The organism is Bradyrhizobium sp. LTSP885, assembly GCF_000938305.1.
GTDB lineage: Bacteria > Pseudomonadota > Alphaproteobacteria > Rhizobiales > Xanthobacteraceae > Bradyrhizobium.
Genome location: NZ_JYMT01000042.1, coordinates 915,450 through 930,809 on the forward strand (window position 1 = coordinate 915,450; position 15,360 = coordinate 930,809).

Genomic DNA, 15,360 nt, shown 5'->3' on the forward strand with positions numbered 1-15,360 from the left:
CTATGGCAGATCGAATTTCACAGGATTCCGCTATGTCCGCCGACACGACACCTTCGCTACCCGCCACCTTCAACCGCCTGGCCTGGTCCAACCTCGCCGCGCAATCGGCCGAGCAGGTTGCACTTGCAGCCGCGCCGATTGTCGCCGTGCTGGTGCTCGGTGTCGGCGAAGGTCAGACCGGCATGCTGCAAACGGCACTGACGCTGCCCTTTATCCTGTTCGCGATCCCTGCGGGCCTGCTCGCCGACCGCGTCTCACGGCGTTGGGTGATGGCAGGTTCCGAGGCGCTGCGGGCAGCCGCGCTCGCGGCGATCCTGGCGCTGCTTTGGCTAGGCCTGATGACGCTGCCATTGCTCGCTTTGCTCGGCTTCATCGCGGTCTGTGGCACGGTCGCCTACAGCGTCGCCGCACCCGCGCTGGTGCCGTCGCTGGTGACGCCAAAACAATTGCCAGCGGCGAACGCCCGCATCGAACTCGCACGCACAATCGCGTTTGCCAGCGGGCCCGCGCTCGGCGGCGTGCTGGTCGGCTGGCTCGGCGCAGCACCCGCGTTCGGTTTCGCCGCGGCGCTGTCGGCGATCGCGGTCGTGCTGCTGGCCGGCATCTATGAGCCGGCGCGCCAGCCCGCGCCGCAGCGCCATCCGCTGCAGGACATCAAGGAAGGCGCCGCCTTCGTGCTGCATCACGCCTTGCTGCGGCCGGTGTTCATCACCCAGTTCATCTTCAACACCGCCTCGTTCCTGCTGCTCGCCGTGTTCGTGCCCTATGCTGTGCGCCATCTCGGACTCACGGCAATCGGCGTCGGCACGACGCTGGCGATGTACGGCGTCGGCATGGTGGTCGGCGCGCTGCTTGCGACCCGCGTGATGCGGCGGCTGGCGTTCGGCACCGTGATCGGGCTCGGTCCGGTGACCGGCTTCGTGGCCGCGGCCGTGATGGCGCTGACGACATGGTTTCCGTCGCCGCTGCTCGCGGGCCTCGGCTTCTTCCTGCTCGGTGTCGGCCCGATCCTGTGGGTGATCTCGACCACCACGCTGCGGCAATCGGTGACGCCGCCCTCGCTGCTCGGCCGGGTCTCGGCGATCAACATCATGAGCTACGGCGCCCGCCCGATCGGCTCCGCGCTCGGCGCTGTTGTCGGCGGCCTCTACGGCGCCGAATCGTGCCTCTACCTTGCGGCTGCGATCTTCGCCGTCCAGGCGCTGGTGATCCTGATGTCGCCTGCGGTATCGCTGACGCGGCAGCCCGACATGGTCGGCGAGCCGGCGCGGTGTTGAAGTGCGTCATTGCGAGGAGCCAACGGGTCGCGCGAATGCGCGCCCGATGACAGGCTCCGCGACGAAGCAATCCATACTTCCGCAAGTGGCAAGATGGATTGCTTCGCTTCGCTCGCAATGGCGATGAGAGCCTAGCTCGCCAGGTACCGCTCGTACTTGCCGCCGACAACTTCGTCGGCGGCAATCGCCGGATCGAGCGTGTAGAGATCCTGTGCCTGGCTGATACCGCGCAGCACGAAGCGGCCGGTCGAGACCAGATGGCTTCGCCCTACGGCATCGAGCCCGGCGCGAAAGGCGGTCGACGTCAGCAAATCGCGGTCGACCGAGGCGCACATCGAAGCGATCCGGCTGACCTCGTTGACGGTAGGTCCGACCACCGTGAAATCGAGCCGGTCCTCGCTGCCGATATTGCCATAGAAGACCTGGCCGACATGGAGGCCAACATAAGCCGTCGTGGTCGGCCGCCCCTCGCCGGCGCGGCGGGCGTTCAGCGCGTCCAGGTTGCGGCGGAACTGGTGCTCGGCGCGCAGCGCCCCGCGCTTGGCGATCGCCATGTTCTCGTTGGTGAACATCGCCAGCACGCCGTCGCCGATCAACTTCAGCACCTCGCCGCCGGCGTCGTGGATCGCGTCGATCGAGGCCTGCGCATAGTCGTTGAGGAACGGGATGATCTCGTCCGGCCCGATGCTCTCGCTGATCGCAGTCGAGCCGCGGACGTCGGAGTACCACAGCACGGCCTTGATCTTCTCGGTGGTGCCGCGCTGCATGCGTCCGCGCAGCACCTGCTCCGCGGTGTCGCGGCCGAGATAGACCCGCCCGAGCGTGCGGGCGATCTCGACCTGCGCCGCCGATTTGACCGCGAGCCCGAGCACCGGCACCAGATCGCGCAACGCAGCCATGTGGTTCTCGTCGAAACCATCAGAATGCCGCGTGGTCCAGTAGGAATAGAAGCAGTCCATCTCCCCGATCGTGCCGGCTTCGCCGAAGCGGTGCACGAAAGCGGCCATATGCTTGTAACCCTTTTCCGCGAGCTCGCCGATCACCGAAAAATCGAGCGAGGCAGAGTCGGCGAGATCGATCAACATCTCCTCGTGGCCGTTTTCGAGCATGTGATAGAAGGCCGACCGCCGCCAGTTCTGGTTGGCGTCGCCCGTGCTGGTCGAGCCGTATTCGAAGACATCGGCCTCGTTGGTCACGCCGTCGTTCCAGCGGAAGCCGCGCCCCTCGAAAATCGGATGCAGCGTATCGATAAAGACGATCGCGCGCGACAGCGGCATCCCCGCGGCCCGGCAGCGCTCGCAGAAGCCGCGCAGGAGGTCATTTTCGGGCAGGCCCGTCAGACCCTGGCGGACCAGCCAATTCATCAGGCGCAATCGGGGCGTCAGTTCCATGAGCGGATTATGCCGGGCAATTCGTGCAGGAGGAAGACTTGTCGTTGCATGCCAACCCCAAGCGTGACGGGCGAGCGTGGGACAGATGCGGACGCCAATATGACAATGCAAGCCCTGCCAACTCACGATTCCGCACAGGACACGCGGCTCGCTCCGAGCTGTGATTTCCGGCTTCCCTTTGCGCCGACTTTCGCGCACAAAACGGCATGGACAACGAGACCGACCCGCCCACCCCTATCCGACGCTTCATGCAATGGGCGACCACCCCGCCGCAATCCTATGGGGTCTATCTGGTCGCCCTGATCCTGATCTTCACCGCGTCGTTCTACGCCGGCAGCCTGAAGCCGAAGCACACCCCCGCGCCGCCATCGGTCACCGCGCCTTCCGTGCCGCACAGCTAGAGCAAGATGAAGTCAGGTTGAATCGGTCGCGCCGCAGACTTGGCTGCACCTCTCCGCTTGCGGGCGGGGCGAGGGGCGTTATTCATGATTTCGGAATAATGGAAGAATACCGTTGAGTTGCCCGACGTGTCAAGTTGCGGTGTCGAACGCCGGCTACTTTGCATGGGGTTGTTTTCGATATTTTGGCCGCGCCCCCTGCGACGGACCTCCCCCCGCAAGCGGGAGACGGAGTGCACTGCCATCGTGGCTACCAATCCAACCTAATCTCATCATGCCCTAGCCCGTCGTCCCCAATCGGGCCGGGCCGCCTGGCATTCAATGCGCATGCGATACAGCTCGTTGCCCGCTACACCAGCTCCGCCGGCGCCAGCCGGCAGGTCTCGCTGCTGATCTCGACCTGCAGCGTCGCGTGATGGATGCTGAAGCGGTGCGACAGCTCCGCACAGACCTCGTGCAGGAAGGCGTCGTCATGGCCGCCGGGGCGGACCAGATGCGCGGTCAGCGCGGTCTCGCTGGTGCTCATCGCCCAGATATGCAGATCGTGCACCTCGGTGACGCCCTCGATCGTCGCCAGATAGTCCCTGACCACCTTCAGATCGATGCCCCTCGGCACCGCGTCGAGCGCCAGATTGACGCTGTCGCGTGCCAACTCCCAGCCGCTCACCAGCACGACGACGGCGATGGCGAGGCTGATCGCCGGATCGAGCCACTGCCAGCCGGTCGCCATGATCAGGAGTGCTGCGACCACGACACCGAACGAGACGCCGGCATCCGCCGCCATATGCAGATAGGCGCCGCGAACATTGAGGTCCGAATCACGGCCACGCATGAATAACAATGCCGTGCCGCCGTTGATGAGGATACCGAACGCCGCGACCCAGACCACGGTCCAGCTCGCCACCTCCGCCGGCTCGCGAAACCGGTTGATCGCCTCGACCGCGATGCCGCCGACCGCGATCAGCAACAGCCCCGCATTGAACAGAGCGGCCAGGATCGACGCGCGGCGATAGCCGTAGGTATGGGTGTCGGTCGGCCGCTTGCCCGCCAGCCACGCCCCGCCCCAGGCCAGCAGCAACGCGATCACGTCGGAGAGATTGTGAACGGCGTCCGACACCAGCGCCAGCGAGTTGGCGGAGTAGCCGAAGATCAGCTCGGCAACGACGAACGCCGCATTCAGCGACGCGCCGATCGCAAACGCCCTGCCGAAACTGGCGGGCGCGTGGCTATGCCCGGCATGACCATGGGAATGAGAATGGTCGTGATCGTTGTGATGGTCGTGATCGTGATTGTGCGCCATGGCAGCGTTATAGCGCGGCGAAATATGGATACTATCACACCACGCGCGCCGAAACCGTAACCCGGATGGAGCTATCCGGGCTACGATTCAACTACTCCAAGCCGCGGTTGAACTTGTTCGACTTCGGCAGGCCGTGCGCGAGCCGGCCGGCATCAGCGCGGTTGCCGCGCCAGTCGGCCAGTTCCTTCATGGTCATGCTGTGCTCGCGGCCCGCGGAATCCTTCCAAGTCAGGCCGGCCTTGGCATCGAACACCGCGACATCGGAGAGCGACGCGCTGGTGTATTTCTGCAGCCGCACGCCACGGCCGCGCGCCATTTCCGGCACATCGTCGAGACCAAACACCACCATCTTGTGATTGGTGCCGATCACGGCGACAGTATCGCCGACCACGGTCGTGATGGCACAGGCCTCGTTCGGCATCTCGACATTGAGCACCTGCTTGCCCTTGCGGGTGTTGCCGACGCAGTCCTCTTCCTTGACGACAAAACCCTGGCCCTCGCTGCTCGCGATCAGGAACTTGCGCTCGCCCTTATTGACGAACAGCGAGACGATCGACGCGTCCTGCTCCAGCTCGATGTGCATGCGGATCGGTTCGCCATGGCCGCGGCCGCCCGGCAGTTTTGCGACGTCGAGCGAATAGAATTTGCCGTTGGTGGCGAACAGCAGCAGCTTCGAGGTGGTTTCGGCGAAGAAGGCGTGTTCGAGTTTGTCGTCGGTCTTGAAGGCAAGGCCCGAGAGATCCTCGACATGGCCCTTCAGCGTCCGCACCCAGCCCTTCTCGGAGATCACAATTGTACAGGGCTCGCGCTCGACAAAGGCTTCCTCGATCGCGGCGAGGTCATGCTCGGGCGCGTCGGCAAAAGTGGTCCGGCGCTTGCCGAGCGGCGTCTTCGGCCCGAAAATATCGCGGACCTTGGTGACCTGCTCGCCGACCTTGGCCCATTGCTGGGCCTCGGAGCCGAGCATGCCTTCGATGCCCTTCAGCTCCTTGCGCAGCTCCTTCTCCTCGCCCTGGATCTGCATTTCATCGAGCCGGCGCAGATTGCGCAGGCGCATGTTGAGGATGGCCTCGGCCTGGACTTCGGTGAGCTTGAACGCCTTGATCAGCGCCGGCTTGGGTTCGTCCTCGGTGCGGATGATCTTGATCACCTTGTCGAGGTTCAGATAGGCGATCAGCTGGCCGCCGAGAATCTCGAGCCGATGCTCGATTTCGCCCTTGCGGAAGTTGGAGCGGCGGATCAGCACGTCGCGCAGATGGTCGAGCCATTCGCGCAGGCACTCGGCGAGGCCGACTACCTTCGGAATGCGGCCCTTGATCAGCACGTTGAGGTTCAGCGAGATCTTGCTTTCCAGCTCGCTCAGCCGGAACAGCGACTCCATCATCAACGCGGGATCGACGGTGCGCGATTTCGGCTCGATGACGAGGCGGATGTCTTCTGCCGATTCGTCTCTGATGTCGCCGACCAGCGGCAGCTTCTTCTCGTTGAGGAGCTCGGCGATCTTCTCGACGAGCCGCGACTTCTGCACCAGCCACGGAATCTCGGTAATGACGACGATCCAGGTGCCGCGGGACCCCTCCTCCTGCGTCCAGCGCGCGCGGGTACGGAACGAGCCGCGGCCCGTCATATAGGCCTCGATGATCGATTCCTTGGAATCGACGACGATGCCGCCGGTCGGGAAATCCGGGCCCTTGACCCACCTCAAGAGCGCCTTCGACTTGGCGTCGGGCTTCTCGATCAGATGCAATGCGGCATCGCAGAGTTCGGCGACGTTGTGCGGCGGGATCGAGGTCGCCATGCCGACCGCGATGCCTTGCGAGCCGTTGGCGAGCAGGTTCGGAAAGCCGCCCGGTAGCACCACCGGCTCTTTGGTCTGGCCGTCGTAATTGGCGCGGAATTCGACACCGTCTTCGTCGATACCGTCCAGCAGCAGCCGCGCGACCTCGGTCATGCGCGCTTCGGTGTAGCGGTAGGCGGCGGGATTATCGCCGTCGATATTGCCGAAATTGCCCTGGCCGTCGACCAGCGGGTAGCGCGAGGAGAAATCCTGCGCCAGCCGCACCATGGCGTCATAGATCGCCTGGTCGCCATGCGGATGGAACGAGCCCATCACGTCGCCGACGATTTTAGCCGATTTCTTGAACGCGGTGCCCGGATCGAGCCGCAACAGCCGCATCCCGTAAAGGATACGCCGATGCACCGGCTTCAGCCCGTCGCGGGCGTCCGGCAGTGCGCGGTGCATGATGGTCGAGAGCGCATAGGCGAGATAGCGCTCCTCGAGCGCATCACGCAGTCCGACCTCGTGGATTTCAGCCGGCTCTTCCGGCGGTACCTGTCGTTTTCCCATGGGGAGGCGTTAAACCCTGGCGGTGAATCGGGCAAGCCGCGAATCACCGGCAATTTAGGTTGCGAATCATCCTTACGGGACCGCGGCCCGCGTCCGCGGCTTGGTCACGGCGTTGATAAATCCGTCGCGGGCGTCGGAATGGCCCTGCCCGCGTGGCTCCAGCACATTGCGGAGCAGGAACATGCCGGTGATCTGGAAACCATCGCGCAGGTCCTGCTCCGAGAGGGCATTCGCGCCGTCCGCGCCTTCGCGCAGGAAGGCCGGCAACGGCAGCAGGCGGTCTTGCCACGGCTCGCCGGCTGCGCGCGACACGGCGCCGCCGGATTTCGGCGAGACGTAGACCAGTTCGGTCGTCGCACCCGTTGCCGCACAATTGTCGAGGTCGAGCCCGAAGCCGAGCTCGGCCAGCATTGCGAGCTCGAACCGGATCAGATGCACCGCGGCGACGTCGGAATCGTCGAAATCGTCGAGCGTCCCCTGCAGCATCTCGTAGATGTCTTGATGCGGATCGCGCTCCGGCAACAGCCTGGCCAGCGCGGCCAGATGCGTCACGCCATAGACCGCGTGCGACGAGGCGAGCAGCGTCGCCGCACGCAGCCGCGTGCCCTCCAACGCGTACATGCCGAGATGCTCGTCGAGCCGCGCCCGCCACACCGCGGTCACGCTGTTGCCCGGCTGCAGCAGCGGCCGCATCCGCGAGCCGGCGCCGCCGCGCACCAGGCCGAGATGGCGGCCGTGCTCGCGCGTCAGGAGTTCGACGATGGCGGAGGATTCGCCATGCCGCCGCACCCCCAGCACGATGCCTTCATCGGTCCATTCCATGAAAGAGAGACTACAGGATTCTAGCGCACCGCGCAGTCACCATGCGCCGTCATTTCGAGCGCGGAGGCGCTCACAGCATTTCGGAATATTGGAAGTGTAAGGCTGAGTTGCCCGACGTGTCAAGTTGCCTGGACGAGCGCCGGCCGCCACCGGCTACTTTGCATGGGGTTGTTTTCGATATTTGGCAGCGCCCCGGAGTGACCGCCAACCTCACGCGTTGAACCAGCCCTGGGCGTCGCCGGTGAAGGAGAAATACAGCCCGGCCGTGGTCACGATGCAGGACACCACCTCGATGCCGCTGTCGAGCTCCAGGCCGAGGTCCCCGATCACCTGCACCAGCGAGATCACCGACAGCACCAACGCCGCAACCAGCGCCCAGCGTGGCCAGTTCTTGCGGCGCTGCGCGGCAAGCCAGACGAAATACATCAAGACCAGGATCATGACACCCGCTATCAGCGTGTCGCCCGTGATCATCTGTTCGGTCCTCGCCTCGGTGGGCGTGCGGTCCGCAAGCGCAACCGACAGCGCGTCCAGCGTCAGCGACGAATAGAGCAGCACTTCAAACCAAAACACGTTTCTGGGCAGGTTCATCGCAGACGCCGACTCTTATTCTTTGGGGAATTCAAGTCCAATTTCCCTGTAGCGCTCGGGATCGTCGCCCCAGTTCTCGCGCACCTTGACGAACAGAAACAGGTGCACCGTGACGCCCGTGATCTCCGCAAGTTCGGCGCGCGCCTGCGCGCCGATCGACTTGATTGTCGCGCCGCCCTTACCGAGCACGATCTTGCGCTGGCTTTCGCGCTCAACAAAGATCGTCTGCTCGATCCGGATCGACTTGTCCTTGCGGTCCTTCCAGCTGTCGGTCTCGACCGTCGACTGGTACGGCAATTCCTGATGCAGATGACTGTAGATCTTCTCCCGCGTGATCTCCGCCGCCAGGTGCCGCATCGGAGCATCCGACATCTGGTCCTCGGGATAGAGGAACGGGCCCGGGGGCACCAGCTTCGCCAGTGTCTCGCGCAGATCGGCAACACCGTCGCCCGACAGCGCCGAGATCATAAACGTCTGCTCGAAGCGCACGCGCTCGTTGGCTGTCTGCGCCATCGCCAGCAGCTTTTCGCGCTGAACGAGATCAACCTTGTTGAGCACCAGGATCTTCGGATGCGCGACGGTTTCGAGCTTGCTCAGGATCGCGTTCGCCTCTTCATTGAGACCCGACTTGGCATCGAGCAGCACGCAGACCAGATCGGCGTCATGGGCGCCGCTCCAGGCAGTCGACACCATGGCGCGGTCAAGCCGGCGCTTCGGCGCGAAGATGCCGGGCGTGTCGACCAGGATGATCTGGGCGTTGCCCTCGATCACGATGCCGCGGATCAGCGCGCGCGTGGTCTGCACCTTGCGCGAGACGATCGTGACCTTGGAGCCGACCAGCGCATTGACCAGGGTCGACTTCCCGACATTGGGGGCGCCGATCAGCGCGACGAAGCCGCAGCGCGTCGCCGTCACTTCTGCTTTCGCCTCATCAGTCATTGGTGCCGACACCTTCGCGTTCGATCATTGCGGAGGCCGCCGCCTTCTCGGCCGCGCGCTTGTTGCCGCCGAGGCCTTCAGCGGACATCAGTCCCGGCAGATCGACGGCGACGCGGAATTGTGGATCGTGGTGCGGGCCGGTACGCTCGACCTCGCGATAGACCGGCGTCGGCAGTCCCTTGCCCTGGGCCCATTCCTGCAACACAGTCTTGGGGTCACGCAGCGGCCGCCGGAGCTTGTGCATCCGTTCGGTCCAGTTGCGCTCGACGAATTGCTGCGCAGCCTCGTAGCCGCCGTCGAGATAGATTGCGCCGATCACGGCCTCGCAGATGTCGCCGAGCACCGACTTGCGAAGCCTTGCGCCCTCGACCGCCTTGACCATGCCGAGCTTGATGTCCTCGAGCAGTCCGAGCGTCTTGGCGACATCGGCGCAACTCTCCTTGCGGACGAGATCGGCGAGCCGCTTCGACAGTTCGCCCTCATCGGCCTTCGGGAAGGCGCGGAACAGCATGTCGGAGACGATCAGCCCGAGCACGTGATCGCCGAGGAATTCCAGCCGCTGGTAGCTGTCGGCGCGGTTGCGGGTGGCGGGCTTCAGCGCCGAAACGTGGGTGAACGCGGTGGTCAGCAGCACGAGATCGGAGAATTTGTATCCGATGCGCCCCTCGGTGCCCGCGATCGCGGCCTTCTCGTCCGCAGCCTTGGTGGCCTTGCTGCGCCGCTTCTTCGGCGCGGCTTCTCCGCCGGCGTCAGGCTTCTGGCTCGGCTCGCCGGGTGGCGGTTGATCCTTGATGATTGATGTCTCGTCGTTCATCGCACGATGGAGAATATGCGATTCCACCGCACAGCGGTGGGCCAGCGCCAAAACATCCAGGCGTGTTCGCCTTCAGCGATCGAGAAGAAGATCATCTGGGCCCGTCCGACGATGTTCTCGAGCGGCACGTAGCCGACCGCGGACAGCACCCGGCTGTCGGTCGAATTGTCGCGGTTGTCGCCCATCATGAAGAAGTGGCCTTCCGGCACCGTGTAGACGTTGGTGTTGTCGTAGAAGCCGTTGTCGACGCAATCCAGCGTCTCATAGGTGACGCCGTTCGGCATCGTCTCCTTCCAGCGCTTGACCCTGGCGGTGGCATCCGAGCCGCAGGGGTCCTCGCCGACAAAATCGCTCAATCGCTCGCGCTGGACCGGGACATCGTTGATGTAGAGGAGCCCCTCCTTCATCTGGATGCGGTCACCCGGCAGGCCGATCACGCGCTTGATGTAGTCGGTGGAGTCGTCCTTGGGCAGCCGGAACACGACAATGTCGCCGCGATTCGGGTTGGAGCCGAAAATGCGCCCCGAAAACACCGGTGGCGACAGCGGGATCGAGTAGTGGCTATAGCCGTAGGAGTATTTCGAGACGAAGAGATAGTCGCCGACCAGCAGCGTCGCCTTCATCGATCCCGACGGGATGTTGAACGGCTGGAACAGGAAGGTGCGGATAACGAGCGCGATCAGAAGAGCGTGGATGACGACGCGGATGGTTTCGCCCAAGCCGCTGTCAGATTTGGTCCCGGTGGTCACGCTCATTGCTTTCCCAATTCCCGCGAGCCCCTGGCGCCCGCGTGGTGGCAGAACGTTCTCTTCACGCGAAGCACTCGCCCTTCGCGCGACGAAAATGGCCTTGATTCTGATCTTGAGGGCAAATTCCGGCGTAAGCCCGAATCCGCGTCTCGCTCGATGTTAAACCCTGCGGCGTTTTAGACGGTTGTTCGCGGGCGCGCAATCAATCGCCGGGTAAAAACTTCGCAATCCATTGAAATGTCAACGATTTTTAGTTTTTCCGGAGTTTTCGACCGAACTCCGGGCCGCCGGCCTCATTTGCCGGGGGCAACCGCCGAAATTATGACGAAGGCCTGCGCCAACGGCCAATCGTCGGTTATCGACAGGTCGATCCGGGCTTCCATGCCCTCGGGCGTCAGCTTTCTGAGCCGTTCCAGCGCCCCGCCGGTCAGTTGCATGGTCGGTCGCCCCCCCGGCAGGTTCACCACACCCATGTCCTTCCACCACACACCCTGGCGGATGCCGGTGCCGAGCGCCTTGGAACAGGCCTCCTTGGCCGCAAAGCGCTTGGCATAGGTTGCGACCACCATCTTCTCATTATTGGCGCGGCGCATCGCCTTGGCGCGTTCGGCATCGGTAAAGATGCGATCGAGGAACCGCTCGCCATGGCGCTCGATCACCTTGGCGACCCGGGTGATGTCGATCAGGTCGGAGCCGATGCCGATGATCATGCGCTGACAGCGCCTTCCGCCTTGGCGCGCCCGCGGTCCATCGCCGCGCGCATGGCACGAACGGTCTCGGCGATGCCGACGAACAGCGCCTCGCCGATCATGTAGTAACCGATGTTGAGCTCGCGGATTTCAGCGAGTGCCGAGATCGTCTCTGATGTCTCATAGTCGAGGCCGTGGCCGGCATGGACCTCGACCCCGGCCGCATGCGCGAGCTTCGCCCCCTCGACGATGCGCTTCCACTCGGTGGCGGCCTTGTCCTTGTGGCCGTCGACCACGGCATCGCACCAGCCGCCGGTGTGGAGCTCGATGACCGGCGCCTTCAGTTTCGCGGCCATCTCGATCTGCCTGGGATCGGCGGCGATGAACAGCGACACCCTGATGCCGGCGTCGTTGAGCCGCGCGATGAAGGGCGCGAGCGCATTGTGCTGGCCGACCACATCGAGGCCGCCTTCGGTGGTGAGCTCCTGGCGCCGCTCCGGCACCAGGCAGACGGCGTGCGGCTTGGTGGCCAGCGAAATCCGCAGCATGTCGTCGGTCGCCGCCATCTCGAAGTTCAGCGGCTTCGATATCTCGGCTTTCAGCCGCGTCATGTCCTGGTCGCGGATATGGCGGCGATCCTCGCGCAAATGCGCCGTGATGCCGTCGGCGCCGGCCGCGATGGCGGCCAACGCGAGCCGCACCGGATCGGGCCGCGCGCCGCCGCGCGCATTGCGCAGGGTGGCGACATGATCGACATTGATGCCGAGGCGTAGCGGAGGGGCTTTGGACATTCTCTGACCTGCAAATTCAATCAGCCAAGCACGGGCACGTCCCGCGCATGCATCATTCCTGAAAGACGGGTTGCCGAATCAGGGCCGGCAACGACGACGACCTACCCCAAGCAACTACCCATTGACGCGCTCGACCCGTGCGACGACGGCCTTGGCGCGCAACTGCAAGATGATAGCGCTGAGATGCTTGAGGTCATAGACCTCCAGATCGATGGTCAGCTCCGTGAAATCGGGGGAGCGGCGCGACATGTGGATGTTGTCGATATTGCCGTCATGCTCGGCGATCACGGTGGCGATCTGGGCCAAACTGCCGGGCTCGTTGACATTGTGAATCAGTATCCGCGCCGGGAAGCGCTGCGGCATGGTCTCGTCGATGTCCCAGCGCACGTCGAGCCAGCGTTCCGGCTCCTCCTCGAAATCCTTCAGCGCCGGTGACTGGATCGGATAGATCGTGATCCCCTCGCCCGGCGTGACGATGCCGACGATGCGATCGCCCGGCACCGCGCCGCCATTCGGCGCGAACTTCACCGGCAGATCGGAATTGATGCCGCGTACCGGGATCACCGAGGCGGCGCGCGCCGGATGCGGCGGCGTCTGCGTCTTGAGCTTGGCGACGAGGCCCTTCTTGGCGCCATAGCGCACCAGCCGCTCTTCCTTGTAGTCGGGATACATCGCGCGCGCGACGTCGGACGCCTTGATCTCGCCGCGCCCGACCGAGGCCATCACATCCTCGATCGAGGTGCGCGCCAGCCGCGGCAGCGCGCCCTTCAGCTTGTCGTCGGCATATTCGATCTTGGCGCGGGCAAACAAGCGGTCGACGATGCGGCGGCCGAGGCCGGCATACTGGTCGCGCACCGCGTCGCGGGTGGCGCGCCGGATCGCGGCGCGCGCCTTGCCGGTGACGGCGAGTACCTCCCAGGCCGATGGCGGCGCCGACTGCGCCTTCGAGGTCAAGACCTCGACCTCGTCGCCGTTCTGCAGCTCGGACGACAGCGGCGCGAACTTGCCGTTGATCTTGCAGCCCACCGCGCTGTGGCCGACCACGGTGTGCACCGCATAGGCGAAGTCGATCACATTGGCCTTGCGCGGCAGCGCGATCAGCTTGCCCTTCGGGGTGAAGCAGAACACCTGGTCGTGGAACAGTTCGAGCTTGGTATGCTCGAGGAATTCCTCCGGGTTGGCGCTGTCGGAGAGGATGCCGATGGTATGGCGCAGCCAGGCGAAGGCGTTCGATTCGTGCTTCAGCCGCTCGTGCGGCGAGCCCGCCCCCTCCTTGTAGAAAGCGTGCGCGGCGATGCCGAACTCGGCGATCTGGTTCATGTCCTCGGTGCGGATCTGCAGCTCGACGCGCTGCTTGCCCGGCCCGATCACGGTGGTGTGGATCGAGCGGTAGTCGTTCTGCTTCGGCGTCGAGATGTAGTCCTTGAAGCGTCCCGGCACGACCGGCCAGGTCGTGTGCACGACGCCGAGCGCGCGGTAGCAGGCGCTGACATCGTCGAGGATGACGCGGAAGCCGTAGATGTCGGAGAGCTGCTCGAAGCCGATCGACTTGCGCTCCATCTTGGTCCAGATCGAAAACGGCTGCTTGCGACGGCCGAACACCCGCGCGGTGATGCCGTTCTTCAGCAGGTTCTTCGAGAGCTGGGCTTCGATCTCGCCGATCAGGTTGCGGTTGCGGTCGGCCAGCCCATCGAGCCGCTGCTTGACCACCGCATAGGCCTCGGGATCGAGCACGAAGAACGACAGGTCCTCCAGCTCCTCGCGCATTTCCTGCATACCCATGCGGCCGGCGAGCGGCGCATAGATGTCGAGCGTCTCATCGGCGATGCGGCGTCGCGAGGCCGGCGGCACGAACTCCAGCGTGCGCATGTTGTGCAGGCGGTCGGCGAGCTTGACCAGCAGCACGCGGACGTCGTCGGCAATCGCAAGCAGGAGCTTGCGCAGATTCTCGGCCTGCTTGGCTTCGCGCGACACCAGCTCCAGTCGCTTCAGCTTGGTCAGGCCCTCGACCAGCGCGCCGATCTCATGGCCGAACACATGGTCGATCTCGGCGCGTGTCGCCTCGGTGTCCTCGATCGTATCGTGCAGCAGGGCTGCGACGATGGTGGCGTCGTCGAGCTTGAGGTTGGTGAGGATCGCGGCGACCTCGAGCGGATGCGAGAAATAGGGATCGCCCGAGGCGCGGGTCTGGGTGCCATGCGCCTTCATCGCGTAGACGTAGGCGCGGTTGAGCAGGTCCTCGTTGGTATCAGGGTTATAGGAGCGGACGCGCTCGACGAGGTCATATTGCCGCATCATCCGCGCCCTTGGCTTGGCCGGCTTCTCCGCCGGGGGCGACGCCGGTGCCACCGCGACCGTTTCGGTCGCAGCTTGCATCTGGCTGGTACTGCGGCGTCGATACGCCATGAACTTGATGCCTCTCCCGCGGGCCAAACGGCCCCTTCACTCAATCTAGTGCGCCTTCGAATGAAGCAGCACCCCACGCGGGACCAAAACCGTTCAATTTCCCGCGTCCGTACAGGACGCATCGTAACGGCCAAATTGTCAACAAAAGCAAAGGCCCGGAGCAATCTCCGGGCCTTTGGCAAATCTGTCTGAAAGCGGGACTTGAGCGCCCCGTTGGGAGCCCTGCTTTATTCGTCTTCCTCGGGCTGCTCTTCCGGGGGCGCCAGGCCTTCGAGGCCCTTCAGCAGCTCTTCCTCGGTCATGCGCTCAATGGCAACTTCGGTGTCATCGGCATCGACGCTGGCGCCGGCGGAACCGATCAGCGGCACGGTGTCGGGTTCGGGCTCGTCAACCTCGACGAACTTCTGCAGGGAGTGCACGAGTTCCTCGCGCAGATCTTCCGGCGAGATCGTGGAGTCGGCGATCTCCCGCAACGAAACGACGGGATTCTTGTCGTTGTCGCGATCAACCGTGAGTTGTGAGCCTGAAGAGATCATCCGGGCGCGGTGGGCTGCCAGCAGGACGAGGTCGAAGCGATTGTCGACCTTATCAATGCAATCTTCGACGGTGACGCGAGCCATATCGAGGCGCTCCGTGGTAAAAGGGACCGAACATGTTGGTTATGAGGGTTAGTTATAGGGCCGGCCGTCGTTTCGCAAGGCAAAATTTGTGATTTGCCTTCCCAACAGGCTCTGATAACCCCTGCACAGGGGCCAGAACGGCCGGAGCGTCTGACGACATGGCCTGGTTGCCGTCCCAGACAAGTAAATCTCTTCATTGCAATGTCAAAAGTCTAGGCTTTTTGCC

General features: G+C 64.1%; 14 protein-coding genes. 2 read left to right on the plus strand and 12 right to left on the minus strand.

What is annotated here, in order from left to right; translation table 11 throughout:
* Positions 1-32 precede the first annotated feature (32 nt).
* Entirely contained in the window at positions 33-1,277 is a 1,245-nt protein-coding gene (locus UP09_RS33345; protein ID WP_044542525.1) for an MFS transporter, read from the plus strand.
* 131 nt (positions 1,278-1,408) lie between these two features.
* Here UP09_RS33345 and UP09_RS33350 read toward each other — a convergent pair whose 3' ends face one another.
* Positions 1,409-2,668 carry an adenylate/guanylate cyclase domain-containing protein gene (locus tag UP09_RS33350; protein WP_044542526.1) on the minus strand — a complete coding sequence of 420 codons (1,260 nt, stop codon included), beginning with the start codon at positions 2,666-2,668 and terminating at the stop codon, positions 1,409-1,411.
* Positions 2,669-2,916: 248 nt separating this feature from the next.
* On the opposite strand from UP09_RS33350, the gene UP09_RS33355 reads away from it, so the two are divergent.
* The gene (locus UP09_RS33355; protein ID WP_349643935.1) at positions 2,917-3,069 is read left to right on the plus strand and encodes a hypothetical protein; all 153 of its coding nucleotides are present in this window, start codon (positions 2,917-2,919) and stop codon (positions 3,067-3,069) included.
* 346 nt (positions 3,070-3,415) lie between these two features.
* Here UP09_RS33355 and UP09_RS33360 read toward each other — a convergent pair whose 3' ends face one another.
* The 11 genes from UP09_RS33360 to rpoZ form a co-directional block, all read right to left on the minus strand.
* Positions 3,416-4,366: a cation diffusion facilitator family transporter gene (locus tag UP09_RS33360; protein ID WP_044542528.1), complete on the minus strand. Its 951-nt coding sequence runs from the start codon at positions 4,364-4,366 to the stop codon at positions 3,416-3,418.
* Between the two features lie 91 nt (positions 4,367-4,457).
* Complete coding sequence (parC, locus tag UP09_RS33365) at positions 4,458-6,713, minus strand: DNA topoisomerase IV subunit A (protein WP_044542529.1); 2,256 nt, start codon at positions 6,711-6,713, stop codon at positions 4,458-4,460.
* A 72-nt stretch (positions 6,714-6,785) separates the two neighbouring features.
* Complete coding sequence (recO, locus tag UP09_RS33370; RefSeq protein ID WP_044542530.1) at positions 6,786-7,535, minus strand: DNA repair protein RecO; 750 nt, start codon at positions 7,533-7,535, stop codon at positions 6,786-6,788.
* Positions 7,536-7,745: 210 nt separating this feature from the next.
* Complete coding sequence (locus tag UP09_RS33375; RefSeq protein WP_044542531.1) at positions 7,746-8,126, minus strand: hypothetical protein; 381 nt, start codon at positions 8,124-8,126, stop codon at positions 7,746-7,748.
* A 15-nt stretch (positions 8,127-8,141) separates the two neighbouring features.
* The gene (gene era, locus UP09_RS33380) at positions 8,142-9,065 is read right to left on the minus strand and encodes a GTPase Era (protein ID WP_044542532.1); all 924 of its coding nucleotides are present in this window, start codon (positions 9,063-9,065) and stop codon (positions 8,142-8,144) included.
* Positions 9,058-9,879, minus strand: a complete 822-nt coding sequence (gene rnc, locus UP09_RS33385; protein ID WP_044542533.1) for a ribonuclease III — start codon at positions 9,877-9,879, stop codon at positions 9,058-9,060. Before rnc ends, era begins: the two co-directional genes overlap by 8 nt.
* Positions 9,876-10,634, minus strand: coding sequence for a signal peptidase I (lepB, locus tag UP09_RS33390; protein WP_044542534.1), 759 nt, complete (start codon positions 10,632-10,634; stop codon positions 9,876-9,878). Before lepB ends, rnc begins: the two co-directional genes overlap by 4 nt.
* Before the next feature lie 287 nt (positions 10,635-10,921).
* Positions 10,922-11,338: a holo-ACP synthase gene (gene acpS / locus UP09_RS33395; RefSeq protein ID WP_044542535.1), complete on the minus strand. Its 417-nt coding sequence runs from the start codon at positions 11,336-11,338 to the stop codon at positions 10,922-10,924.
* The gene (locus UP09_RS33400) at positions 11,335-12,108 is read right to left on the minus strand and encodes a pyridoxine 5'-phosphate synthase (protein WP_044542536.1); all 774 of its coding nucleotides are present in this window, start codon (positions 12,106-12,108) and stop codon (positions 11,335-11,337) included. The genes acpS and UP09_RS33400 overlap by 4 nt, the downstream gene beginning before the upstream one ends.
* A gap of 114 nt (positions 12,109-12,222) precedes the next feature.
* The gene (locus tag UP09_RS33405) at positions 12,223-14,514 is read right to left on the minus strand and encodes a RelA/SpoT family protein (protein ID WP_044542537.1); all 2,292 of its coding nucleotides are present in this window, start codon (positions 14,512-14,514) and stop codon (positions 12,223-12,225) included.
* Between the two features lie 227 nt (positions 14,515-14,741).
* Positions 14,742-15,134: a DNA-directed RNA polymerase subunit omega gene (gene rpoZ, locus UP09_RS33410; protein ID WP_044542538.1), complete on the minus strand. Its 393-nt coding sequence runs from the start codon at positions 15,132-15,134 to the stop codon at positions 14,742-14,744.
* Positions 15,135-15,360: the final 226 nt, after the last annotated feature.

Bases quoted from the DNA above. Each gene is read 5' to 3' on its own strand.
- UP09_RS33345 (WP_044542525.1), top strand. From the start codon at position 33: ATGTCCGCCGACACGACACCTTCGCTACCCGCCACCTTCAACCGCCTG.
- UP09_RS33350 (WP_044542526.1), bottom strand. From the start codon at position 2,668: ATGGAACTGACGCCCCGATTGCGCCTGATGAATTGGCTGGTCCGCCAG.
- UP09_RS33355 (WP_349643935.1), top strand. From the start codon at position 2,917: ATGCAATGGGCGACCACCCCGCCGCAATCCTATGGGGTCTATCTGGTC.
- UP09_RS33360 (WP_044542528.1), bottom strand. From the start codon at position 4,366: ATGGCGCACAATCACGATCACGACCATCACAACGATCACGACCATTCT.
- parC (WP_044542529.1), bottom strand. From the start codon at position 6,713: ATGGGAAAACGACAGGTACCGCCGGAAGAGCCGGCTGAAATCCACGAG.
- recO (WP_044542530.1), bottom strand. From the start codon at position 7,535: ATGGAATGGACCGATGAAGGCATCGTGCTGGGGGTGCGGCGGCATGGC.
- UP09_RS33375 (WP_044542531.1), bottom strand. From the start codon at position 8,126: ATGAACCTGCCCAGAAACGTGTTTTGGTTTGAAGTGCTGCTCTATTCG.
- era (WP_044542532.1), bottom strand. From the start codon at position 9,065: ATGACTGATGAGGCGAAAGCAGAAGTGACGGCGACGCGCTGCGGCTTC.
- rnc (WP_044542533.1), bottom strand. From the start codon at position 9,879: ATGAACGACGAGACATCAATCATCAAGGATCAACCGCCACCCGGCGAG.
- lepB (WP_044542534.1), bottom strand. From the start codon at position 10,634: ATGAGCGTGACCACCGGGACCAAATCTGACAGCGGCTTGGGCGAAACC.
- acpS (WP_044542535.1), bottom strand. From the start codon at position 11,338: ATGATCATCGGCATCGGCTCCGACCTGATCGACATCACCCGGGTCGCC.
- UP09_RS33400 (WP_044542536.1), bottom strand. From the start codon at position 12,108: ATGTCCAAAGCCCCTCCGCTACGCCTCGGCATCAATGTCGATCATGTC.
- UP09_RS33405 (WP_044542537.1), bottom strand. From the start codon at position 14,514: ATGGCGTATCGACGCCGCAGTACCAGCCAGATGCAAGCTGCGACCGAA.
- rpoZ (WP_044542538.1), bottom strand. From the start codon at position 15,134: ATGGCTCGCGTCACCGTCGAAGATTGCATTGATAAGGTCGACAATCGC.